Source organism: Kitasatospora sp. NPDC088548 (genome assembly GCF_044753005.1).
Taxonomy (GTDB): domain Bacteria; phylum Actinomycetota; class Actinomycetes; order Streptomycetales; family Streptomycetaceae; genus Kitasatospora.
This window is the reverse complement of record NZ_JBIVMI010000007.1, coordinates 100,152-121,912: the sequence shown is the minus strand read 5'-3', so window position 1 is coordinate 121,912 and position 21,761 is coordinate 100,152. Positions and strand designations below refer to the sequence as shown.

24 protein-coding genes are annotated in these 21,761 nt (G+C 73.8%); 15 read left to right on the top strand and 9 right to left on the bottom strand.

Annotated features, from left to right (window positions below; all coding sequences use genetic code 11):
• Positions 1–105 precede the first annotated feature (105 nt).
• The 6 genes from ACIP82_RS12045 to ACIP82_RS12020 all read left to right on the top strand — a co-directional run bounded on the left by ACIP82_RS12045 (position 106) and on the right by ACIP82_RS12020 (position 5,279).
• Positions 106–537, top strand: coding sequence for a type II toxin-antitoxin system RelE/ParE family toxin (locus ACIP82_RS12045; RefSeq protein ID WP_400653183.1), 432 nt, complete (start codon positions 106–108; stop codon positions 535–537).
• A complete protein-coding gene (locus ACIP82_RS12040) occupies positions 537–854 on the top strand; it encodes a helix-turn-helix domain-containing protein (RefSeq protein WP_400653181.1) in 318 nt (105 codons plus the stop codon). Before ACIP82_RS12045 ends, ACIP82_RS12040 begins: the two co-directional genes overlap by 1 nt.
• Before the next feature lie 105 nt (positions 855–959).
• Positions 960–1,976: a deoxyribose-phosphate aldolase gene (deoC, locus tag ACIP82_RS12035; RefSeq protein ID WP_363605647.1), complete on the top strand. Its 1,017-nt coding sequence runs from the start codon at positions 960–962 to the stop codon at positions 1,974–1,976.
• Positions 1,977–1,981: 5 nt separating this feature from the next.
• Positions 1,982–3,463, top strand: coding sequence for an aldehyde dehydrogenase family protein (locus ACIP82_RS12030; RefSeq protein ID WP_363605646.1), 1,482 nt, complete (start codon positions 1,982–1,984; stop codon positions 3,461–3,463).
• Complete coding sequence (locus ACIP82_RS12025; protein ID WP_363605645.1) at positions 3,456–4,358, top strand: aldehyde dehydrogenase family protein; 903 nt, start codon at positions 3,456–3,458, stop codon at positions 4,356–4,358. The genes ACIP82_RS12030 and ACIP82_RS12025 overlap by 8 nt, the downstream gene beginning before the upstream one ends.
• Before the next feature lie 279 nt (positions 4,359–4,637).
• Positions 4,638–5,279 (top strand): ATP-binding protein, encoded by a 642-nt coding sequence (locus ACIP82_RS12020; protein WP_363605644.1) that lies wholly within the window; start codon positions 4,638–4,640, stop codon positions 5,277–5,279.
• A gap of 227 nt (positions 5,280–5,506) precedes the next feature.
• Here ACIP82_RS12020 and ACIP82_RS12015 read toward each other — a convergent pair whose 3' ends face one another.
• On the bottom strand, positions 5,507–6,481 hold the full coding sequence (locus ACIP82_RS12015) for a SigE family RNA polymerase sigma factor (RefSeq protein ID WP_400653177.1): 975 nt from the start codon (positions 6,479–6,481) through the stop codon (positions 5,507–5,509).
• 270 nt (positions 6,482–6,751) lie between these two features.
• On the opposite strand from ACIP82_RS12015, the gene ACIP82_RS12010 reads away from it, so the two are divergent.
• From ACIP82_RS12010 to ACIP82_RS11995, 4 genes are all read left to right on the top strand, one after another.
• Positions 6,752–7,429 carry a response regulator transcription factor gene (locus tag ACIP82_RS12010; RefSeq protein WP_363605641.1) on the top strand — a complete coding sequence of 226 codons (678 nt, stop codon included), beginning with the start codon at positions 6,752–6,754 and terminating at the stop codon, positions 7,427–7,429.
• A 54-nt stretch (positions 7,430–7,483) separates the two neighbouring features.
• Positions 7,484–8,995, top strand: coding sequence for an ATP-binding protein (locus ACIP82_RS12005; protein ID WP_400653175.1), 1,512 nt, complete (start codon positions 7,484–7,486; stop codon positions 8,993–8,995).
• The gene (locus tag ACIP82_RS12000; RefSeq protein WP_400653173.1) at positions 8,992–9,348 is read left to right on the top strand and encodes a hypothetical protein; all 357 of its coding nucleotides are present in this window, start codon (positions 8,992–8,994) and stop codon (positions 9,346–9,348) included. Before ACIP82_RS12005 ends, ACIP82_RS12000 begins: the two co-directional genes overlap by 4 nt.
• Before the next feature lie 139 nt (positions 9,349–9,487).
• The gene (locus tag ACIP82_RS11995) at positions 9,488–10,054 is read left to right on the top strand and encodes a VanZ family protein (RefSeq protein WP_400653171.1); all 567 of its coding nucleotides are present in this window, start codon (positions 9,488–9,490) and stop codon (positions 10,052–10,054) included.
• Between the two features lie 34 nt (positions 10,055–10,088).
• Here the strand turns inward: ACIP82_RS11995 and ACIP82_RS11990 are convergent, their stop codons facing one another.
• The 5 genes from ACIP82_RS11990 to ACIP82_RS11970 all read right to left on the bottom strand — a co-directional run bounded on the left by ACIP82_RS11990 (position 10,089) and on the right by ACIP82_RS11970 (position 15,100).
• Positions 10,089–10,748 (bottom strand): PhzF family phenazine biosynthesis protein, encoded by a 660-nt coding sequence (locus ACIP82_RS11990; RefSeq protein ID WP_400653170.1) that lies wholly within the window; start codon positions 10,746–10,748, stop codon positions 10,089–10,091.
• A 121-nt stretch (positions 10,749–10,869) separates the two neighbouring features.
• Entirely contained in the window at positions 10,870–12,321 is a 1,452-nt protein-coding gene (locus tag ACIP82_RS11985; protein ID WP_400653169.1) for a hypothetical protein, read from the bottom strand.
• A 285-nt stretch (positions 12,322–12,606) separates the two neighbouring features.
• A complete protein-coding gene (locus ACIP82_RS11980; RefSeq protein WP_400653167.1) occupies positions 12,607–13,716 on the bottom strand; it encodes a hypothetical protein in 1,110 nt (369 codons plus the stop codon).
• The gene (locus tag ACIP82_RS11975) at positions 13,713–14,681 is read right to left on the bottom strand and encodes an ABC transporter ATP-binding protein (protein WP_400653166.1); all 969 of its coding nucleotides are present in this window, start codon (positions 14,679–14,681) and stop codon (positions 13,713–13,715) included. The genes ACIP82_RS11980 and ACIP82_RS11975 overlap by 4 nt, the downstream gene beginning before the upstream one ends.
• Positions 14,678–15,100, bottom strand: a complete 423-nt coding sequence (locus tag ACIP82_RS11970) for a GntR family transcriptional regulator (RefSeq protein WP_363605631.1) — start codon at positions 15,098–15,100, stop codon at positions 14,678–14,680. Before ACIP82_RS11970 ends, ACIP82_RS11975 begins: the two co-directional genes overlap by 4 nt.
• A gap of 405 nt (positions 15,101–15,505) precedes the next feature.
• Here ACIP82_RS11970 and ACIP82_RS11965 point away from each other — a divergent pair, with 405 nt between their 5' ends.
• The 3 genes from ACIP82_RS11965 (at position 15,506) to ACIP82_RS11955 (ending at position 17,038) form a co-directional block, all read left to right on the top strand.
• Positions 15,506–15,994, top strand: coding sequence for a SigE family RNA polymerase sigma factor (locus ACIP82_RS11965; protein ID WP_400653314.1), 489 nt, complete (start codon positions 15,506–15,508; stop codon positions 15,992–15,994).
• A complete protein-coding gene (locus ACIP82_RS11960) occupies positions 15,994–16,572 on the top strand; it encodes a PASTA domain-containing protein (protein ID WP_400653164.1) in 579 nt (192 codons plus the stop codon). Before ACIP82_RS11965 ends, ACIP82_RS11960 begins: the two co-directional genes overlap by 1 nt.
• Positions 16,573–16,855: 283 nt before the next feature.
• Positions 16,856–17,038, top strand: coding sequence for a PspC domain-containing protein (locus ACIP82_RS11955; protein ID WP_363605627.1), 183 nt, complete (start codon positions 16,856–16,858; stop codon positions 17,036–17,038).
• Between the two features lie 101 nt (positions 17,039–17,139).
• On the opposite strand, the gene ACIP82_RS11950 is transcribed toward ACIP82_RS11955, so the two are convergent.
• From ACIP82_RS11950 to ACIP82_RS11940, 3 genes are all read right to left on the bottom strand, one after another.
• Entirely contained in the window at positions 17,140–17,499 is a 360-nt protein-coding gene (locus ACIP82_RS11950; protein WP_363605625.1) for an ATP-binding protein, read from the bottom strand.
• A 204-nt stretch (positions 17,500–17,703) separates the two neighbouring features.
• Positions 17,704–18,852: an adenosine deaminase gene (locus ACIP82_RS11945; protein WP_363605624.1), complete on the bottom strand. Its 1,149-nt coding sequence runs from the start codon at positions 18,850–18,852 to the stop codon at positions 17,704–17,706.
• A 119-nt stretch (positions 18,853–18,971) separates the two neighbouring features.
• Positions 18,972–19,991 carry a LysR family transcriptional regulator gene (locus tag ACIP82_RS11940; RefSeq protein WP_400653161.1) on the bottom strand — a complete coding sequence of 340 codons (1,020 nt, stop codon included), beginning with the start codon at positions 19,989–19,991 and terminating at the stop codon, positions 18,972–18,974.
• Between the two features lie 58 nt (positions 19,992–20,049).
• Between ACIP82_RS11940 and ACIP82_RS11935 the strand changes: the two genes are divergently transcribed.
• Both ACIP82_RS11935 and ACIP82_RS11930 read left to right on the top strand, forming a co-directional pair.
• Positions 20,050–21,354: an MFS transporter gene (locus ACIP82_RS11935; protein ID WP_400653159.1), complete on the top strand. Its 1,305-nt coding sequence runs from the start codon at positions 20,050–20,052 to the stop codon at positions 21,352–21,354.
• A gap of 9 nt (positions 21,355–21,363) precedes the next feature.
• A complete protein-coding gene (locus ACIP82_RS11930; RefSeq protein WP_363605622.1) occupies positions 21,364–21,738 on the top strand; it encodes an AbrB/MazE/SpoVT family DNA-binding domain-containing protein in 375 nt (124 codons plus the stop codon).
• The last annotated feature ends 23 nt before the right edge of the window (positions 21,739–21,761 follow it).

Here is a 21,761-nt window from a genome sequence, read left to right as displayed (position 1 = left end):
CGTTCGGATGAGTCCGTCCGCGACCCGCCCCGCGCGGGGCACCGCGCACGGGACGATCCGTCCGCGACGACCGCACCCGACCACCCGCCCCCCCGAAGGACCGACATGGCCACCCCCTCGCGCCGGCACCGCTGGTTGCTGGGCATCCGCGATGAACTGCAAGCCGGTGCCCGCCCGTACGAGATCGAGGTGGAGCCGGAGGTGCGGCTCTGGCTGGAGACCCTGACCTCCGCCGAGTACGCGACGGCCCTGCGCTTCGCCGAGTTGCTCGCCGTGAAGGGCCACGAGCTGACCGAGCCCTACGCCAAGCGGCTTGAGCACGGAGTCTGCGAACTCCGTCCCGGCCCGTACCGCATCACGTTCTGGCTCCCTGGGGACCGAAGGGCAGCGGTGCTGCTGACGGTCTTCCGCAAGCGCCGCGACAACGAGCGCCGGGAGAAGGACCGGGCGTACCAGGCGTACGCGGTCTGTGCGGCGCATCACCGGGCTCCCGGGGAGCATGATGTATTCACCAGGAGCAGGAAGGGCGGCGAGTGATGCGCGGCAGTGACGTCCACGGCCGATGGGATCTGTCCGGCGGCTGGGAGGACTCCCCCGAGTACGCGGCGGCGGGCTGGCGGATGGCGCTGGCGGGAGCGGTCCACGAGCAGCGCACCGCCCGGGGGTGGACGGAGGCCGAGCTGGCCGAGGCGTCCGGGCTGAGCGAGGAACTGGTGGAGCGGATCGAGTGCAGCGGCGTCGACCCGACCATGGACGTCCTCCAGGCGCTCGGCCGTGCCTTCGGCGCCGACGCGGCCCTCACGCTGGCCGAGCCCGACCCCGGTCTGCGGTTCGTCCCCCGCGCGGCCGCCTGAACTCTCGCGAACGCCTCTCCTCCGCTCGCCGAGGTCTCGGTCGCGCATCGAAAGGTGGGAGGCCTAGCGGTCGACTACGCGCGTAGATATGCTGGTCTGGTGACTATGTCCACTGTTGCAGCCAATGCCCTCCCGCAGCCTGGCGGCCGGGAGGTACTCCCAGGCGTTGCGGGCAGCGGCCTTCAGGACGTCGCGGCGTCCGAGGCCTCGCTCCGCCGCTTCCTGCACGGCCTGCCCGGCGTCGACCAGGTCGGCCTGGAGGCGCGTGCCGCCGCGCTCGGCACCCGCTCGATCAAGACCACGGCGAAGGCCTACGCCATCGACCTGGCCATCTCGATGATCGACCTGACCACGCTGGAGGGCGCGGACACGGTCGGCAAGGTGCGCGCCCTGTGCGCCAAGGGCCGGACCCCCGACCCGTCCGACCCGACCACGCCCCGCGTCGCCGCCATCTGTGTCTATCCGGACATGGTCGCCACCGCGAAGGCCGCGCTGCGGGGCACCGACATCCAGGTCGCCTCCGTCGCCACCGCCTTCCCCGCCGGGCGCGCCGCGCTCCCGGTGAAGCTCGCCGACACCGCCGACGCGGTCGCCGCGGGCGCCGACGAGATCGACATGGTGATCGACCGGGGCGCCTTCCTCTCCGGCCGCTACCTGGACGTCTTCCAGGAGATCACCGCCGTCAGGAAGGCGTGCGAGCGCCCCGACGGCACCTCCGCCCACCTCAAGGTGATCTTCGAGACCGGCGAGCTGCAGACGTACGACAACGTGCGCCGCGCCTCCTGGCTGGCCATGCTGGCCGGCGCCGACTTCATCAAGACCTCCACCGGCAAGGTCGCCGTCAACGCGACCCCGCCGGTCACCCTGCTGATGCTGGAGGCCGTCCGCGACTTCAAGGCGCAGACCGGTGTCCAGGTCGGCGTGAAGCCCGCCGGCGGCATCCGCACCACCAAGGACGCCATGAAGTACCTGGTGATGGTCAACGAGACCCTCGGCGACGACTGGCTGACCCCGCACTGGTTCCGCTTCGGCGCCTCCAGCCTGCTCAACGACCTGCTGATGCAGCGTCAGAAGCTGACCACCGGACGGTACTCCGGTCCTGACTACGTGACGGTGGACTGATCACCATGGCCAAGAAGAAGACCATCGAAGAGCCGGCGGCCCAGCAGCGCGGCGGCCTCTTCGCCTACGCCCCGGCGCCCGAGTCCCCCGCCGCCGCGGGCGACATCGCCACCTCCTACGGCCACTTCATCGGCGGCGAGTTCGTCGACTCCTCGGGCGGCGAGGCCCTGAAGACGGTCAACCCGGCCACCGAGCAGGTGCTCGCCGAGTTCGCCCGGGGCACCGACGAGGACGTGGACCGCGCGGTCGCCGCCGCCCGCCGGGCCTTCGCCGACTGGTCGGCGCTGCCGGGCAGCGAGCGCGCCAAGTACCTGTTCCGGATCGCCCGGATCATCCAGGAACGCAGCCGCGAGCTGGCCGTGCTGGAGTCGATCGACAACGGCAAGCCGATCCGCGAGACCCGCGACTTCGACATCCCGACCGTCGCCGCCTGGTTCTTCTACTACGCGGGCTGGGCCGACAAGCTGGACTACGCGGGCTTCGGCCCGAACCCGCGCCCGCTGGGCGTGGCCGGCCAGGTCATCCCGTGGAACTTCCCGCTGATGATGCTGGCGTGGAAGATCGCCCCGGCGCTGGCCACCGGCAACACGGTCGTCCTCAAGCCGGCCGAGACCACCCCGCTGACCGCGCTGCGCTTCGCCGAGATCTGCCGCCAGGCGGGCCTGCCGAAGGGCGTCGTCAACATCGTCACCGGCGACGGCCGCACCGGCGCCGCGCTCACCGCGCACCCGGACGTCAACAAGGTCGCCTTCACCGGTTCCACCCCGGTCGGCCGGGCGATCGCCAAGCAGCTGGCCGGCAGCCGCAAGAAGCTGTCGCTGGAGCTCGGCGGCAAGGCCGCCAACATCGTCTTCGACGACGCGCCGATCGACCAGGCGGTCGAGGGCATCGTCAACGGCATCTTCTTCAACCAGGGCCACGTCTGCTGCGCGGGCTCGCGCCTGCTGGTCCAGGAGTCGATCCAGGACGAGCTGCTGGACGCCCTGAAGCGCCGGATGTCCACCCTTCGGGTCGGCGACCCGCTGGACAAGAACACCGACATCGGCGCCATCAACTCGGCCGCCCAGCTGGCCCGGATCACCGAGCTGACCGACGCCGGCGAGGCCGAGGGCGCCGAGCGCTGGTCGCCCGAGTGCGAACTGCCCGGCACCGGCTTCTGGTTCAAGCCGACCGTCTTCACCGGCGTCAGCCAGGCCCACCGGATCGCCCAGGAGGAGATCTTCGGCCCGGTGCTGTCCGTGCTGACCTTCCGCACCCCCGCCGAGGCGGTCGAGAAGGCCAACAACACCCCGTACGGCCTCTCCGCCGGCATCTGGACGGAGAAGGGCTCGCGGATCCTCTGGACGGCGAGCCGGCTCAGGGCCGGTGTGGTCTGGGCCAACACCTTCAACAAGTTCGACCCGACCTCGCCGTTCGGCGGCTACAAGGAGTCGGGCTACGGCCGCGAGGGTGGCCGCCACGGTCTGGAGGCCTACCTCGATGTCTGACACCATCACGCGTCTTGACGTCCTCAAGACCTACAAGCTGTACGTCGGCGGGAAGTTCCCGCGCTCCGAGAGCGGGCGGGTGTACGAGGTGACGGACTCGAAGGGCGAGTGGCTGGCCAACGTCCCGCTCGGCACCCGCAAGGACGCCCGCGACGCCGTCGTGGCCGCCCGCGCGGCGGTCAAGGGCTGGGCCGGCACCACCGCGTACAACCGCGGTCAGGTGCTGTACCGGGTCGCCGAGATGCTCCAGGGCCGGCGCGAGCAGTTCGCCGCCGAGGTGGCGCTCTCCGAGGGCATCGGCCCGAAGAAGGCCGCCGCACTGGTGGACGCCACGATCGACCGCTGGGTCTGGTACGCGGGCTGGACGGACAAGGTCGCCCAGATCGCGGGCGGCGCCAACCCCGTCGCCGGCCCGTTCTTCAACCTCTCCACCCCGGAGCCGACCGGCGTGGTCGGAATCGTCGCCCCGCAGGCCGGGTACGGGCACTCGCTGCTCGGCCTGGTCTCGGTGATCGCGCCCGCCATCGCCACCGGCAACACCGTGGTCGTCGCGGCCGCCGCCGACGCCCCGCTGCCGGCCCTCTCGCTGGGCGAGGTGCTGGCCACCTCGGACGTCCCCGGCGGTGTGGTCAACATCATCTCCGGCCGCACCACCGACATCGCCCCCACCCTGGCCTCGCACCAGGACGTCAACGCACTGGACCTCACCGGGGCCATTGCCGCCGACGGTCCCGGCGCGGCGGCGGCGCTGGAGGCGGCCGCCGCGGATACCCTGAAGCGGGTAGTCCGTCCGGAGCTGGACCCGTTCGCCCAGGACTGGACCAGTACGCCCGGTACGGACCGGCTACTCTCGTTCCTGGAGACGAAGACGGTCTGGCACCCGATGGGGATCTGACCGCCCCGTCACCGAGTAACAACTCCACAGACTGGCCGTCCCCAGTGCCCTCTCCCCCCCCAGGGCCCGGACGGTCATTGGACGGACCCGCGCCTCTCCCCCCCCTGGCGCGGGTCCGTCGACTTTCACCCCCGTCGGCTCTCACCGCCCGCCCTGGTCGCACCGCCCGCCCTGGTCGCACCCGCACCGCGCCGACGGCGCCGGAAGCCGAAAGCACCGGAAGCAGGTGCCGTCCGCCCGGTTTCGGCATCGGGCCGGGATGCGTCAGACTGGTGTCCCGTGAGTGACTCCCCGCTGAACCCTGTGCCGATAGCCGCCGCCCGGGTGGTCCTGCTCTCCGGGCCCTCCGGATCGGGGAAGTCCTCGCTCGCCGGGCGCAGCGGTCTGCCGGTGCTTCAGCTCGACGACTTCTACAAGGACGGGGACGACCCCACCCTCCCGCTGCTGCCCGACGGCGCGGTCGACTGGGACTCCCCGCTCGCCTGGCACCGTGAGCAGGCCGTCGCCGCCATCCGCAGCCTGCACCGGACCGGCCGGGCCGACGTCCCGGTGTACTCGATCCCGGACAACGGCCGGGTCTCCACCCGGGTCCTGGACCTGGCCGGCGCCCCCGCGTTCATCGCCGAGGGCATCTTCGCCGCCGAGATCACCTCCGACTGCGCCGCCGAGGACCTGCTCGGCGACGCCCTCTGCCTGCGCAACGGCGCGTTCACCACCGCCTGGCGCCGACTGCGCCGGGACGTCCGCGAGGGCCGCAAGTCGCTGCCCGTGCTGCTGCGCCGCGGCTGGCGCCTGCTGCGCGCCGAGCGCTCCATCGTCGGCCGCCAGGTCGGGCTGGGCGCCCACCCCTGCGCCGGCCCGGAGGCCGCCCGCCGGATCCGCACCGCGGCCGGGCCCCGGGAGCTCAGCCCCTCCCGGTAGGGCCCGGCCCGCCCGCGCGACAACGGCCCCGGACACAACGGAACGGCGGGCCCGGTGCGTCTCCCCCGCACCGGGCCCGCCGCCTTCCCTCGGACAACCGCCGGGCTCCCCCCGTGGCGCCGCTCCCCCGAGCCGGCGCCACCGGCCCGTGGCCGTCCTTACCCGTCCCCCGACGGGAGTTCTCTCCTCCGCGGGCGCGGAGGCCCTCGTCCGCGCGGCCGCGGCCGCTACGCGACCAGCTCGCCGAACGCCCGGACGGTGTCGCCCGACTTGTTCAGGTGCTCGTCGTCGCGCAGCCGGCGCAGCGCGCGCCAGATGCTGCTCTTGACCGTGCCGACGCTGATGTTGAGCACATCGGCGATCTCCGGGTCGGTCTTGCCCTCGTAGTACCGCAGCACCAGCATGGTCCGCTGGTTCTCCGGCAGCTTCGCCAGCGCCTGCCAGAGCACGGCCCGCAGTTCGGTGCCGCCCATCGCGTCGGTGTCGCCGACCGTCTCCGGCAGCTCCTCGGTCGGGTACTCGTTGACCTTGCGGCGCCGCCAGGCGGAGATGTGCAGGTTGGTCATGGTGCGGCGGAGGTAGCCCCCGACCGCGGCCTTGTCGGTGATCCGGCCCCAGGCCCGGTAGGTGCTGAAGAGCGCGCTCTGCAGCAGGTCCTCGGCCTCGTAGCGGTCACCGGTGAGGTGGTACGCCGTGGCGTACAGGGAGGCGCGGCGCTCGCGCACGTACGCGGTGAACTCCGTGATGTGGTCCTCCGCGACGGCCGGGTGCTCCCCCTGCGCGCCTCCCTGCCCGGCCTCGGCGGTGCGACCGGCCGCGGGGGACAACCGCAGCAGCGTCGCACCGGCGGCCTCGCGGCCGGCCGACTCCCCCGGGCCGACCTTCCGCAGACCGCTTCCCCCGTCGCCCCTGGGGGCGTCCTTGCCCTCGACGCGGACGGGGAGGATCCCCCGCAGCGTGAGGGTCCCGGCGGAGTCGGCCGCACTCCCCGTCCGGCCGATCCCGTACAGCTCCCCCGGCCTGCCGCCGCCGCTCACCCGGCGGACGACAGCGTTCCCACCGGTGCTGTGCGCGCATCCCCGTACGGTCACGGCACCCGAGGTCTCGTCGGTCCTGGCCTCGTACCGGGTCCGCGGGGTGGTCGCTGACGAACGCGCGGTGCGGACAGCCGGGTTGGTCCGGGTCTGAAGCATGGCGTTCATCGTGCGCCCCCTGGGTCGGTACGAGCGGTTCCTGTTGCCGCCGTTCAACCGGCCGGTTGGCCCGCTGTCCTGCGGCGACATGGAAAATCCTGCCCGCCGGTTGTGATGGCGCTGTCCGCCGACTGTCACAGGGGTGTCACAGGGGTGGGGCGTTCGCCCGCGCACGCCCTCCCGCCGTACCGGACGCCGACGGGGCGCCCGCCGGTTCCGCCGGACCGGTGCCCGACGCCGGGGGGTGATTCGGCGCCCCGGGTGAGCCAGAATGAGGCCGTGCCTTTCCTCCTTCTGATCGAGGACGACGACGCCATCCGCACCGGCCTCGAACTCGCCCTCACCCGCCAGGGCCACCGCGTGGCCACCGCCGCCTCCGGCGAGGACGGTCTGCGGCTCTTCAAGGAGCAGCGGCCGGACCTGATCGTGCTGGACGTGATGCTGCCCGGAATCGACGGTTTCGAGGTCTGCCGCCGCATCCGGCGGACCGACCAGCTGCCGATCATCCTGCTCACCGCCCGCTCCGACGACATCGACGTGGTGGTCGGCCTGGAGTCCGGCGCGGACGACTACGTCGTCAAGCCGGTGCAGCCACGCGTCCTGGACGCCCGGATCCGGGCCGTGCTGCGGCGCGGCGAGCGCGAGAGCTCGGACTCCTCCGCGTACGGCACCGTGGTGATCGACCGCGCGGCGATGACCGTCACCAAGGACGGCGAGGACCTCCAGCTCACCCCGACCGAGCTGCGGCTGCTGCTGGAGCTCAGCCGCCGCCCCGGGCAGGCGCTCTCCCGCCAGCAGTTGCTGCGGCTGGTCTGGGAGCACGACTACCTCGGCGACTCCCGCCTGGTGGACGCGTGCGTGCAGCGGCTGCGGGCCAAGGTCGAGGACGTCCCCTCGGCACCGACGCTGATCCGCACGGTGCGCGGGGTCGGCTACCGCCTGGACCCGCCGGCCTGACCCCCGCGCTCCTGACCCCCGCCGCTCCTGACACCCGTACGACGACAGGCTCACGTGACTGACCATCAGACGACGACCCGACGGTTCTCCTCGGGCCCGTGGCGACGGCTGCGCTCCCTGCGGGTGCGGCTGATCGCGGTGTTCGCCGCGGTCGCGCTGCTCACCGCCGTCTCGGCCTCCGGCATCGCGTACTGGCTGAACCGTGACGCGGTGCTCAAGCGCGCCCAGGACACCGCGCTCAACGACTTCCGGGTCTCGCTCAGCCGCAACGTCTCCGACCTGCCGCTGAACGCCACCTGCGCGGACCTGACCCAGCTCGCCAACACCGTCGCCAGCTCCGGCCTCAGCTACGACGTGGTCGTCGCCGACCCGGCCCGCCCCGGCTGCGTCGCCTCCTCCTCCCCCGGGCGCTACACGCTCGCCGAGGTCCCGGGCAACCTGCAGGACACCGTCGGCCGCCTGCGCCAGGTCACCGACAGCAACCCGTACGCCTACCACCTCTACTGGCAGCGCCAGAACCTGGACGGCCGGCCGTTCCTGATCGGCGGCACCAAGGTGGTGCCGACCGGCCCGACCGCGTACATGTTCAAGTCGCTGGAGAACGAACGGGCCGATCTCAACACCCTCGGCTGGTCGCTCGCCATCGCCACCCTGCTCGCCCTGATCGGCTCGGCCCTGCTCGCCCAGGCGGCGTCCGCGACCGTGCTGCGGCCGGTCAAGCGGCTCGGCGAGGCGGCCCGGCGGCTCGGTGAGGGCCACCTGGACACCCGGCTGGAGGTCGAGGGCTCGGACGAACTGGCCGATCTGGCCCGGACCTTCAACCGCACCGCCGCGTCCCTGCACGAGCAGGTCGAGGAGCTGAGCGCGCGCGAGGCGCAGAGCCGGCGGTTCGTCGCCGACATGTCGCACGAGCTGCGCACCCCGCTGACGGCGATGACGGCCGTGACGGACATCCTGGAGGACGAGGCCGAGTCGCTGGACCCGATGATCGAACCGGCCGTCCGGCTGGTGGTCAGCGAGACCCGCCGGCTCTCCGACCTGGTGGAGAACCTGATGGAGGTGACCCGCTTCGACGCCGGTACGGCGAAGCTGGTCGCCGACGAGGTCGACATCGCCGACCTGATCATGTCCTGCATCGACGGCCGGGCCTGGTACGACGCGGTCGAACTGGACGCCCCGCGCGGCGTCCTGGCCGTGGTGGACCCGCGCCGGCTGGACGTCGTCTTCGCCAACCTGATCGGCAACGCGCTCAAGCACGGCGGCTCGCCGGTGCGGGTCAAGGTGCGGGAGGCGGACGGCGCGGTGGTCGTCGAGGTGTCCGACAGCGGCCCCGGGATCCCGGAGGACGTGCTGCCGCACGTCTTCGACCGCTTCTACAAGGCGGACAAGGGGCGGGCGCGTTCGGAGGGCAGCGGGCTGGGCCTGTCGATCGCGATGGCCAACGCGCAGATCCACGGGGGGACGATCACGGCGGCCAACGGGGAGGCCGGGGCGGTCTTCACCCTGACGCTGCCGCTGACCCAGCCGCCCACGCCACCGGCCGCCGCCGAGGAGAGTGCCACGTGACCGCCCTGACCGCCCTGACCACCCCGGTCTCCCGGCCGGCCCTCCGCCGCGCCGTGGGCGTGCTCTTCCTGGCCGCCCTCGCCGTCGGCTGCGGCATCCGCCCGACCGCCGTCCCGGTGGACGCGGGCGCCCCCGCCAGCCGTACCGCCTGCCCGACCACGCCGCACATACCGACCGCCCTGGCCACGCCCTCGCCGGCCGGCCCGACGGTGGTACCGCCGCGCACCGCGGCGAAGCCGGGCGTGAGCCCGTCGCCGACGTCCGCGACGGCCTCACCGGTGCTGCCGCCGTCCGACAACGTGTTCAGCGCGCTGCCCACCCCGTCGGCGCCCACGTCCGCACCCTGCCGGTGATCCGCCCGGCGCGTCCCCGGCCCCGGCCCGGGGGAGCGCCGAGAGGATCACGGTGGACCCGGGAACCGCCGTGCCACCGGGTCACGTCCTTCCCCGCGTGCAGCGAGATGGCACCAGGACACGCGACGAGCGTTCCGGCGTGCGGACCGAGACCGGGCCGGCGGCGGCCGTCCACCGTCCCCTCCAGCTGGCGGGCCTCCTCGGCCTCACCCTCCACCTGACCCTGGTCGGCTGGCTGTTGCTGAGACCCCTGCCGGTGGCCTGGGTCTACGACGCCAACCTGACGCCGCTGGCCTCGCTCCGCTTCTCCTCCGCCGGGCAGGTGCTCGGCGAACTGCTCCTGCTGGCCCCGCTGGGCGTCCTCCTCCCGCTGGCCGGCGGCCGCGTCCGGGCCCGCTGGGTCCCGTCCTTCCTCCGCACCACCGGCGCCTCCGCGCTGCTGGCCACCGCGCTGGAGTTCCTCTCCTCCTGGACCCCGGGGCACGTCCTCGACGTCGACCACATCCTGTTCGCGATCGTCGGCGTCGCCGCCACCCACCTGGCCCTGGTGCCCGCCGCGCGCTCGCTTCTGCTGCGGGCCCGGCACCGGCCCCGCGCGGCCCGGGCGGTCAACCTGCCGGTCCCGGTTCCCACCCCGGTTCCCACGGCAGTCGTGGCGCCGGCCGTGGCACCGGTGTACGCGGAGTCGGCGCGCCGCCTCGACTGAGGCGGCGCGGCCGAGGCGTCTTCGCCGAGGGCCCTTAAGGCTTGTCTGACAATTCCCGCCGCCGGACCCGGCCGCCGACCTCGACCAGGCCGCCGGGCCGGACCGCCGTGACCAGCTGCGAGCCCCGGCCCTGGGTGATCACCAGGTCCCGGTCGAGACCCGCGGTGAGGAGGAGGGCGGCGGCGCCCGTCGCCTCGTCCTCGTCGATGCCGTCGCCCCGGCCCGGGAAGGCCCGCGCCCGCACCCGGCCCGCCGGTTCGTCCTGCCAGGCCCAGGCGTAGATCCACTCGCCGGGCGGCGGCACCTCCAGGGCGTCCACCTCGGCCGCCGAGGCGTACTGCCGCAGCGTGCGCGGCGGCGCCCACGCGGCGCGGGCCCCGATCCGGGTGAACCCGCCGTCCCGCCGGACGGCCACCACCCCGGCGGGGGTGACCAGCCGGTCCACGCCGAGCAGCCAGGCGGCGCCCACGCAGGGGTGGCCGGCGAACGGGAGGCGGAGCGTGGGCGTGTAGATGTCGATGACGCCACGCTCCGGGTCGTCGACGAACACCGTCTCGCTGAAGCCCAGTTCACGGGCGAACGCCTGCCGGGCGGCCACGTCCGGCACCGCACCGCCGTCCCGGACCACCCCGAGTTGGTTCCCGTGCTCGCCGCCCGGTCCGCAGAACACCCGCAGGACCTCGTACCCGGTCATCCGCTCCACCCCGTCCGGGCCCGCCGCCCGTCGTCGCCTCGGTGCACGGGCGACCGCCGCGACCCCGGCCGGGCCGCCCCGGCACCGCCGACAGTACCTCCGGCCGACGATGCCGGGACCGTCAGCGTCCGGACGGCCGCGCGCCCCGGCGCCGGTGCAGGGTGACGGCAATGGTGCCCAGGCCCAGGACGATCGCGGCGGCGCCACCGATCGCCATCGGCCCGGTGTCGGAACCGCCGCCGGTGGACGCCAGCGTGCTGGTCGGGGCCGGCACCGGAGCCGGCCCCGGGGCCGCCGGCCGGACCGGTTCCTGGCCGGACGCCTGGCCGGACGTCTGACCGGGCGCCTGGCCGGTGGCCTGCGAGACCGGGACGACCCGGGCGGTGGACGGCGACGCCGAGTCCGCCGGACCGCTCGCGGCCGGGCCGGTGGCCCGGGTGGACGGAGCCTCCGGCGACGGCGGGCCCGACGGCGTACCGGCCCCGCCCGGAGCGACGACGGCGAAGCCGGCCGCCGGGCCGGCCGCCCGGATCTCCTTCCCGCCCGGGGTGAGCGGGAGGCTGGAACCCGTGAACAGCACCGATCCGGTACCGACCGGGGCGGCCGCGGTGAAGGACAGCCGGACGTTGACCGTGCGGGCCTCACCGTCGTGCAGGTTGATGATGGTGCTCTCCTTGCTGTCCGCCCGGAGCATCAGCTGCAATTGGCCCGGCTCCTGCTGCGCGTAGCCGGTGGCGGGCAGCCAGACGCCCTCGGGCGTCTGGAAGTCGAGGTGGACCAGCTCGCTGGTGAGCGTGTTCCGCCCCTGGAAGGTGACCTCGGGGTAGAACCGGATGTCCCTGCCGCTGTGGTTGGCGATCGTCAGCCTGAACGGCTTCGCGTCGCCACCGGCGGTGAAGGCGGCGGGCAGCCCGTCGACGCCGAGGTCCGGCAGCGCGGGTGCGGGCGGGGTGGTCGGACCGCCGGCCGGAACGATGGTGAAGTCGCTGCCGAAGGGGCTGGCGGCGTAGAACACCCGCTGCTCCGGGGGCAGGGTGGGATCCAGGACCACGGCCTGGAAGAGGGCCGACGCCCGGCCGCCGTTGGCGTCGGCGGTGACGGCGAGGCGCAGCCGGTAGGTGAGCGAGGCGCCCGCCGGCAGGTGCAGCCGGCCGGCGGACGTGTCGAGCTCCCACGAGGCTCCGGCACCGGCACCGGCGCGGGACGGGGCGCTCTTCCACTGCGTGCTGCCGGGCACCTGGTACTCCAGCCTGAGCTGGGTCTCCTTGATCCCCGAGTTGCCGTCCGCGATGGTGAACCCGGTGTCGGCGGTGACCTCGTGGTCGGCGGAGTTCGTGAGGGTGGCGGTGAACTCGACCGGCGCCGCCCCGGCGGTGACACTGCCGGGGACGCCGGCCAGCCCGATCGTCACCGGCCCGTTCCGGCCCTGGGTGTCCTGGGTGTCCTGAGTGGACTGGCCGGACTGGACGGAGAGCGGGAGTGCGGACGCCCCCGGGGCCGAAGCCAGGACCGTACCGGAGACCAGGGCGGCCGCGGCGGCGAGGACGAGGACTCTGCGGTGCTGAGTGCGCATTGGAACCTCACGGAAGGATGCGGGCCTGGCCCGGCAGAAGGCGGTACACGGGCATGAGGGCCGCTGCGGGCCTTGCCCGTACCGTTCTTTCGCCCCCCAACCCCAGCGATCGCGGCATCATATCCGAACACCTGCACGACCTGCAGAGCATTAGTCCCGCAGCCGATCCACGCCGGCCGCAAAAGTCGCAGCCGCACCAGGCCGGCTGACGCGGCCGCCCGGCCCGTCCGTTCCGCCGGCCGGCGGAACGGACGGGCCACCGGGGCGCGTGGGCCCCGGCACCGTTCAGCGCACGCGGCGGATCCAGAACGCGCAGAAGAGGACCAGCAGGGCGGTGACGGCGAGACAGACACCGCTCTGGGTCCAGTGCATCGCCCATTCGGCGGCCGGCGGGTGGTAGGTGGCGTAGGCCTGGACGATGGTGTCCTGATGCGCCGAGCACTCGTCGGTCGGGCACACCCCGGTGCCGTCCGGCATCCGCGAGAGCCAGTCGCCGGGCAGCGGGATCCGCTGACCGTCCGAGGTGAGCAGGCCGTTCTCCACGATGTCCGATTCGATCGGCGTACTGGTCGGCAGATGACTGCTGGAGAAGACGAGCTGATGATCGGCCGGCAGCGCGGCCATCCGGATGTCGGCCACCGCCTCGCGCGCCGGCGTCAGGAGGTAGCGGGACGCGTCCACCGCCACCCGCACGACGGCGGTGAGGGCGGCCGTGACGACGATCGAGGCGACCACCCGCCGCACGACCAGGCCGACCGCGGCTCCCAGCGCGACTCCGAGCAGGCTGAACCCGACCACGGAGGGGCCCGAGGTCGCCCGGCTCAGCCAGGTGAACCAGTGGTAGTAGCCGGGCACGGCGAAGCGCCCCTGGATCTGGCCGACCCACCAGGTGGAGACCACGGCGAGCAGGCACGATCCCACCAGGGTCGCGACCAGCGGGACACCCAGGCGAGCCGCCAGCCACCGCTGCCGTGACACGGACTGGGTCCAGGCGAGGCCGTACGTCCCGCTCTCGAACTCCCGTGCCAGCAGGGGCGCCGCGACGAAGAGACCGAGCGCGGGCGGCAGGGCCACCAGGAACCAGCCGGTGATCAGCACCCAGGTCAGCCACCGGGTGTCGAGTTCGATGGCCCGGGAGGTGACCTGCTCGCACTCGGCCGGGAAGTGGACGACGTTGCAGTTCTGGATGTGCTGGGTGTCGACGTAGTCGCCGATCCGCGTACCGAGGAAGAGCAGCCAGGCGCAGACCGCCAGCAGCACGACGCCGCACACGAGGAGCGGGGTGCGCTCCTGGCGGACGCTCAGCCAGACGGTGCCGCGCAGGATCCTCCGCCCGGCGGCCGGCGGCGGCGGGGACAGGGACGGCGGCGGGGATGCCAGGTCGGTCGTACTCATCGCGCACTCACCTCGCGTACTGCGGCCGGGCCGGCGACGGGCCCGGGCACGGATGCGGCCGGGGCGCCGGGCGCCGGGGTACGCAGATAGCCGATCAGGATGTCCTCCAGGCCCGGCCGGCTGACGTCCCACCGGGGGTCCACGGGGCCGGCGGGCTTCAGCAGCGCGGTCGCCTGCCGCCCGGTCCGGCGCAGTTCCACGATGTCGTGCCGGGCCAGGTCGGCCGGCAGACCGTCGCCCTCGTCGACGCCGACGGCGAGACGGTGGCTGTCCAGCAGGTCCTCGACGTCGCCGGTGACCCTGATCCGCCCGTCCTGCAGCACGGTGACGTGATCGCACACCCCGTTCAGTTCGGCGAGGACGTGGGAGGAGATCAGGATGGTGGTGCCGTGCTCGGCCGCCTCGGCCATCAGGATGCCGGTGAGCTCCTGGCGGGCCACGGGGTCGACGTCGGCGAGCGGTTCGTCGAGCATCAGCAGGTCCGGCCGCTTGCCCAGGACGAGCGCGAGGGCGACCCTGGTCCGCTGGCCGGCGGTGAGGGTGCCCACCCTGGCGTCCGGTGGGAGGCCCCCGTGGCGCACGATCCGCTCCGCGGTCTCCTGGCTCCAGCCCGGGTTGAGCTCCCGGCCCGCCCGCAGCGTCTCGGCGACGGTCAGCCTCGGGTAGAGGGGCTTGTCCTGCCGGAGGTACGCGGTGCGCCGGATGGTCCCGGGCTCGTGCGGGCCGCCGCCGAAGACCGCGACGGAGCCCTCCGTCGGCGCCAGCAGACCTACGGCGACCGCCATCAGCGTGCTCTTGCCCGCGCCGTTCGGGCCGACCAGGGCGGAGATCCGGCCGACCGGGAGCCGGAACTCGCAGCCGCGCAGGGCCCAGGATCTGCGGTACTTGAGCCCGAGCCCGACGGTCTCCAGCGCGGGCGACTGCCCGGCCGGTCGGTGGTGCGGGACAGGTTCGGGGTGGTTCACCCGGGCTCCTCGGAGGCCTCGACAGTGGTGGGGTAGGCCCGGTCCAGGGCGGTGTCGACCAGCGCGGTGACGTCTTCGCGTTCCAGACCGGCCGCACGGGCACGTGCAATCCATCCGGCCAGCTCGGCGTGGAGGGCGGAGTCCTCGGCGGCCTGCGGTTTCGCAAGCGTCCGCCGGACGAACGTCCCCACGCCCCGACGGCTGTCGACCAGACCCTCGCGTTCGAGCTCCCGGTAGGCCTTGAGCACCGTGTTGGGGTTGATCGCCGTGGCCGCCACCACCTCTCGGGCGGTGGGCAGTTGGTCGCCCGGGCGCAGCACGCCGAGCCTCAGCGCCCGCTTGGTCTGCTCGATGATCTGCAGGTACGGCGAGAGCCCGCTGCGCCGGTCGATGAGGTATTCAACGATGGCATCCACCATTTCACTAGTTGTCCAGCCGAATCCCACCCCCGGCTGTGACTGCCCATCAAGCCGCCTCCTGGCAGGCAGGATTGATGATAACCACCATTCCACTAGTTATCTAGTGGAATGGTGGTCTGATGATCGGCAACCGGCCGGGCGGGCGCCTGGGTCCGACTGCCGCCTGGCGAGGCAGGCCGGCACCGCCCTGCCGCCCGTCGTGCCGGCCCCGACCGCGCAGCACGCGACTCCCTCGGTGTGACCCCCGCCACTTCCGCATGGCCCGTGCAGCGAACCGGCCCCGGCCGCCGTCAGGAAGGCAGACACCCACACCGAGGAGACGGACCAGCACATGAGCAGCAGCAACCCGGCGGGCGGCCGAAGGTGAGGCTCGGCCGGCGCTCCGGCGCTCGCGGCACCCCGCCGATCGACTTCGCCGCGTTCGTGCAGCAGCGCTCCGGCGCCCTGTTCCGGACGGCCTACCTCCTGACCGGCAACCGCGAGCTCGCCGAGGACCTGCTCCAGGAGGCCCTGGAGAAGGCCTGCCGGCACTGGAAGCGCGTCGCGGTCGCCGACTCCCCGGAGGCGTACGTCCGTCGGATCGTCGTCAACCTCGCCAACGACCGCTGGCGCAGGCTGAGCCGGGCGGGCGTCCGCACCGAGGCGGTCCCCGAGGACCTCCCCGCCCCGGGCGACGCCTACCGCACGGTCGAACTGCGCGACGAACTCGTCCGGGCCCTGCACGCCCTCCCGATCGGCATGCGCAGCGTCGTCGTCCTCTCCTATCTGCACGACCTGGACGACCGTCAGATCGCCGACGTCCTGAACATCTCGCCCGGCACCGTCCGCTCCCAACTCGCCCGCGGGCTGGCCAGACTCCGCACCGCCGCCCTCCCCGCCCACGAAGGTGCGTGATGACGACCGACCACGACCCCACCCTCGACCCCCATCTCGGAAGGGCCCTCCGCCAGGCCATGAACAGCTACGCCGACTCCGCGCCCGCCCCCGCCTTCGACGCCCCCGCCATCCTCCGCCGCACCCGCCGCCGACGCGGCCTCCTCGCCACCGCGGCCTCGGCGGCGGCCGTCGCCGTCGTCGCCACCGGCGCGTTCCTTCTCCAGAGCCCGCCGTCCGGGCCCCGGACGCCGCTCACCCCGGCCGCCCCCGTCTCGCCACCGGTCGGTTCGGGCACCCCGTCCCCCTCCCTCGGCTCCGGCACCCCCTCGCCCGTCTCCTCCCCCGGCTACGGAGAGCCCTCGCCCGGACCCACCCCTTCGCCCGACGCGGCCCGGATCACCGTCCCCGACGTCGTGGGTCTCTCCCAGGCCTCCGCCGAGCAGGCCCTCGCCGCGGCCGGACTCCGGGCCGAGACCCACCTCTTCACCGACTGGAAGGTCCCCGCCGGCAGCGTCATCAACACCCAGCCCGCCGCCGGCGCCCTCCTCCCCCCGGACGCCACCGTCACCGTCTTCGTCTCCAAGGGCAGGCCCTGATCCCGGGAGCGGGACGTCGTCCCGGCGGACTTCCCGCTCCCGACCGTTCCCGACCGAGGCCGGCCCGCTCCCGAACCGCCCGGGGCGGGCCGGCCGCGGTCCGGTCACGCCCGCCCTCCGGGGCGACCCCGAGGGGAACCCCGAGACGCCGCTACGCCTCCTCGACGAGACGCCCCGCGCCCGGATCGGCTTGCGGGGTGAGGCTTCGGCGACCGGCGCGACGGAGCATGGAGATACGCCCACCGGAGAGGCCGGCACCGGGCGCGACACCACGGAGCACGCCATGAGCCGCCTCGCCCGCCCCCGCCACAACCGCGTCATCGCCGGCGTCTGCGCCGGGATCGCCGAGCGCTTCGGCCTGACGCCGTGGACCGTCCGACTGATCTTCCTGGCCTCCTGCCTGCTGCCCGGGCCGCAGTTCCTGATCTACCTGGCGCTCTGGGTGCTCCTCCCCCAGGAGCCGTGAGTCACGAGCCCCGCACCGCAGGGGCACGCCGCGAGCAGCCGACGGGCCGCCCGCACCCGGGGTCTCCGGGGCGGACGGCCCGTCGTGGTGCCGGCGCTGGGTCAGCCGGTCAGGCCCGGCAGCGGGAGGGTCTGGGCCAGCCCGCCGAGCGGGGTCTTGTCGAGGCCCGGGATGCTGGGCACGGCGGCGCGGTCGGTGACGCCGGAGAGCGGGGCGGCGGCCGGCAGGGCCTGGCCGGCGGTCGGGGCGAGGGTCCCGAGGGTGCCGGCGACCTTGTCGGCGCCCGGCAGCTTGGCGGCGGTGTCGACGACGGCGCCGGTCACCGCGGGGTTGGTCACCGCCCCGGTGGGGAGCCCGAGGCCACCGGCGGCGACGGAGTCGGCGGACGCGCTGCCGGCGCCGACCGCAGCGATGGCGATACCGAGCACGGCGGTGCCGGCGGCCTTGAGAGCCTGCTTCATGAGTTCGTCCTTGGGTCCTCGTCGGTGGCCGACGTCCGGGCACAGCGGCTCACCGCCGCCACAACCTGTCAGCAGTGACTGGCACACCGTAGTGACTGGACCGGACCAGGACCAAAGGGAGTTAACCCGCCGGAGTGGATAGTCAGATGAACGCCAACACCCTTGCCGCAGTGCGGCGTTCATCCGGCCACCCGTCGGCGGCGCTCAGGCGCCGACGCTGAACAGCCACTCCGCCTTGAGCTCGGCGTAGCCCGGCTTGATCACGTCGCTGATCATCGCCAGCCGCTCGTCGAACGGCAGGAACGCCGACTTCATCGCGTTCACCGTGAACCACTCCAGGTCGCCCAGCGTGTAGCCGAACGCCTCCACCAGGTGCCCGAACTCACGGCTCATGCTGGTGCCGCTCATCAGCCGGTTGTCGGTGTTGACGGTGACCCGGAACTTCAGCCGGCTGAGCAGCCCGATCGGGTGCTCGGCGTACGAAGCCGCCGCCGCCGTCTGGAGGTTGGAGGTCGGGCACATCTCCAGCGGGATCCGCTTGTCGCGCACGTACGCGGCCAGCCGGCCGAGCTCGACGCGGCCGTCCTCGTGCACGGTGATGTCGTCGACGATCCGCACGCCGTGGCCGAGCCGGTCGGCGCCGCAGCACTGCAGGGCCTCCCAGATCGACGGCAGGCCGAAGGCCTCGCCCGCGTGGATGGTGAAGTGGTTGTTCTCGCCCTTGAGGTAGTCGAAGGCGGCCTGGTGGCGGGTCGGCGGGTGGCCGGCCTCGGCACCGGCGATGTCGAAGCCGACCACGCCCTGGTCGCGGTAGCGGTTGGCCAGCTCGGCGATCTCGGTGGAGCGGGCGGCGTGGCGCATCGCGGTCAGCAGGGTGCCGACCCGGATGCGGTGGCCGGCCGCGCGGGCGCTGGCCTCGCCGAGCCGGAAGCCCTCGTTGACGGCCTGGACGACCTCGTCCAGGGTCAGGCCGGCCTCCAGGTGCTGCTCGGGGGCGTAGCGGACCTCAGCGTAGACGACGCCGTCCGCGGCGAGGTCCTCGGCGCAGTCGGCGGCCACCTTGATCAGCGCCTCGCGGGTCTGCATCACGGCGCAGGTGTGCGCGAAGGTCTCCAGGTAGCGGACCAGCGAACCGGAGTCGGCGGCCTCGCGGAACCAGACGCCGAGTTCGGCCGGGTCGGTGGTCGGGAGCCCGTCGTAGCCGCAGGCGGCGGCCAGCTCGACGATGGTCTCCGGGCGCAGCCCGCCGTCGAGGTGGTCGTGCAGGAGCACCTTCGGGGCGCGGGCGATCTGGTCGGGGGTGGGGATCCGGGGGCCAGTGCCCGCGGTGGTGACAGGGATCTGCTTCTCCATTGCGGGAGTGTAGCCCCTACGCGCGTAGACCGACTACCGCCCACACGTCCGAATCGGCCAATGCGCACCGGGAATTCCACCGAAGGGGCGAGCCCCGGCACGTCGTGGACACCCCCGGTTCAGTCGTGCTGCAACAGCCTCCCCCGCCGCGACAGCACGAAGTCCCGGAACGCCGCCACCGGCGGGGTGAGCGGCCGGCCCGCCGCCCAGGCCAGACCGATCGCCCGCCGGGTGCGCGGCGCCGTCACCTCCAGCTCCACCACCCCGGGCCGGGGCACCAGCGCGGGCGGCAGCAGCGCCACCCCGAGCCCGGCCGCGACCAGCCCGCGGAGCGTCTCCGCCTCCTCCCCCTCGAACGCGATCCGCGGCACGAACCCGGCCTCCGCGCAGAACCCGTCCGTGATCGCGCGCAGCCCGTACCCGCGCTCCAGCCCGACGAACGGCTCCTCGGCCACCTCGGCCAGCCGGATCCGGCGCCGCCCGGCCAGCCGGTGGTCGGCCGGGACGACCAGGTGCAGCCGCTGCTCGTCCAGCGGGCGGGTGACCAGCGCCGGGTCGTCCGGCAGCGGCGCGACCAGACAGAGGTCCAGCTCCCCGGCCCGCAGCCGCTCCAGCATCGCGCCGACGTAGTCCTGCACCAGCTGGAACCGCACCTGCGGGTGGGCCGCCCGGAACCCGCGCAGCAGCGCCGGCACCGCGTCCGTCCCCATGGTGTGCAGAAAGCCGAACGCCACCCGCCCGGCCGCCGGGTCCGCCTCGGCGCGGGCCGCCTCGGCGCCGCGCTCGACCTCCGCCAGCGCCCGCTCCACCGAGGCCAGCAGCAACCGCCCGGCCCTGGTCAGCCGGACGGTGCGGCCCTGACGGGCCAGCAGGTCGACGCCCAGCTCCTCCTCCAGCCGGGCCACCGCCCGCGACAGCGTCGGCTGCGGCATCCCCAGCAGCGCGGCCGCCTGCGTGACGTGCTCCAACCGGGCCACCGCCGCGAACTGGGCCAGCCGGGGCGCCAGTTGGACGGCCGGCAGCTCCGGCCCCAGCTCGGCGAGCCGGTGCGGCGGCTCGCCGCCCTCCGTACGGTCCGTGCTGTCCGTCACTCTTCCTCCACTCCGACCGCCGCCACCTCGGCTCATACCTGAACGCATTGATTATCGGCGGTTCATGCATTGGACGCATCAACGGCACAGGCCTAGGTTCGACGGTATGCAGCCCTCCGATACCGGGGCATCCGTGGCCACGCCGGATGCCCTCACCACGCCGTCCCCCGCCACCGCGGCCGACGACCGCCACCGCCCCGGCCAGCGCGCCTTCCGCCGCGCCAACCTCGCCCTGTTCGCCGCCGGGGTCGCGACCTTCGTCCTGCTCTACTCCACCCAGGGCCTGCTGCCGGTCCTCTCGGCCGACCTCGACATCACGCCCGGCCAGGCGAGCTGGACGGCCTCCGCCGCCACCCTCGGCCTCGCCCTCGCCCTGCTGCCGGCCAGCGCGCTGTCCGACCGGTACGGGCGCACCGCCGTGATGACGGCCTCCACCCTCGCCGCCTCCGCACTGGCGCTGGCCCTGCCGTTCGCGCCGGACCTCACCACCCTGGTCGTGCTGCGGGTCCTCCAGGGCGCCGCGCTCGCCGGGCTGCCGGCCACCGCGATGGCGTACCTCGCGGAGGAGGTCCACCCCAGCGCGCTGGCCTCCGCGATGGGTCTGTACGTGGCCGGCAACAGCATCGGCGGCATGGGCGGCCGGCTGCTCTCCGGCTGGACGGCCGCCGGCTTCGGCTGGCGCTGGGGCCTGGCCGCCTCCGCCGCCCTCGCGCTGCTGGCCGCGCTGGCCTTCCGGCTGCTGATCCCCGCCGCCCGGCACTTCACCCCGGCCCCGGTGGACGCCCGCGCGCTGGCCCGCACCGTCGGACGGCACCTGCGCAACCCGCTGCTGGTGCGGCTGTACGCGCTCGGGCTGCTGTTCATGGCCGTCTTCGGCGCGGTCTACAACACCGTCGGCTACCGGCTGATCTCCGCGCCGTTCCAGCTGCCGGAGTCGGTGGCCGCGTCGATCTTCGTGGTCTACCTGGTCGGCACCGGCACCTCGGCCGCCGCCGGCCGGCTCTCCGGCCGGCTCGGCCGGCGCGGTGCGCTGTACGTGTCGATCGGCGTGACCGCCGCCGGGCTGCTGCTCTCGCTGGCCGGCTCGCTTCTCTGCGCCCTGCTCGGCCTGGTCCTGATCACCGCCGGCTTCTTCGCGGGCCATGCGACCGCCTCCTCCGCCGTCGGCCGCACCGCCACCGAGGGCCGCGCCCAGGCCTCCGCGCTCTACCTGATCGCCTACTACCTGGGCAACAGCGTCGGCGGCACGATCGGCGCCGACGCCTACCACTCCACCGGCTGGCCCGGCGCCGCCACCGTCGGTCTCACCGCGATGGCCCTCGCCGCCGCCGTCACCCTCTACGCCACCCGCCAGGCGCACACCGCCCGCCGCGCGCCCGACGGGCTGCCGGGAAGACTTTCCGCCCGGTAGACATTCGGTATGGCCGGTCTCAAGCGCCGCCGTCGCCCCCACCTGGTGTCCACTCCCGTCCGGAAGAGGGGGGTCGTCACCATCCCGCAGGAGACAAGGGAGCAACTCGATCTCCAAAAGAGTGACCAGTTGGTCGTCACGGTGGAGGGCGGCCGGATCGTTCTGACCCCGGCCTCGGTCGTCCCGGACGACCAGGCGTGGTTCTGGAGCCCCGGCCGGCAGGCCGGGGAGCAGGAGGCCGACGGGGCCGTCGCCCGGGGCGAACGCGGCGAGGTCTTCCAGGACGGCGAGGAGTTCCTCCGGTCCCTGGCGGACGAGGCCGGGCTGGACCTGGAGGAGATCGAGCGCCGGGTCGGCACCCACGACATCTTCAACCGGCCGTGACAGTCGCTCGCGGCGGGCACACC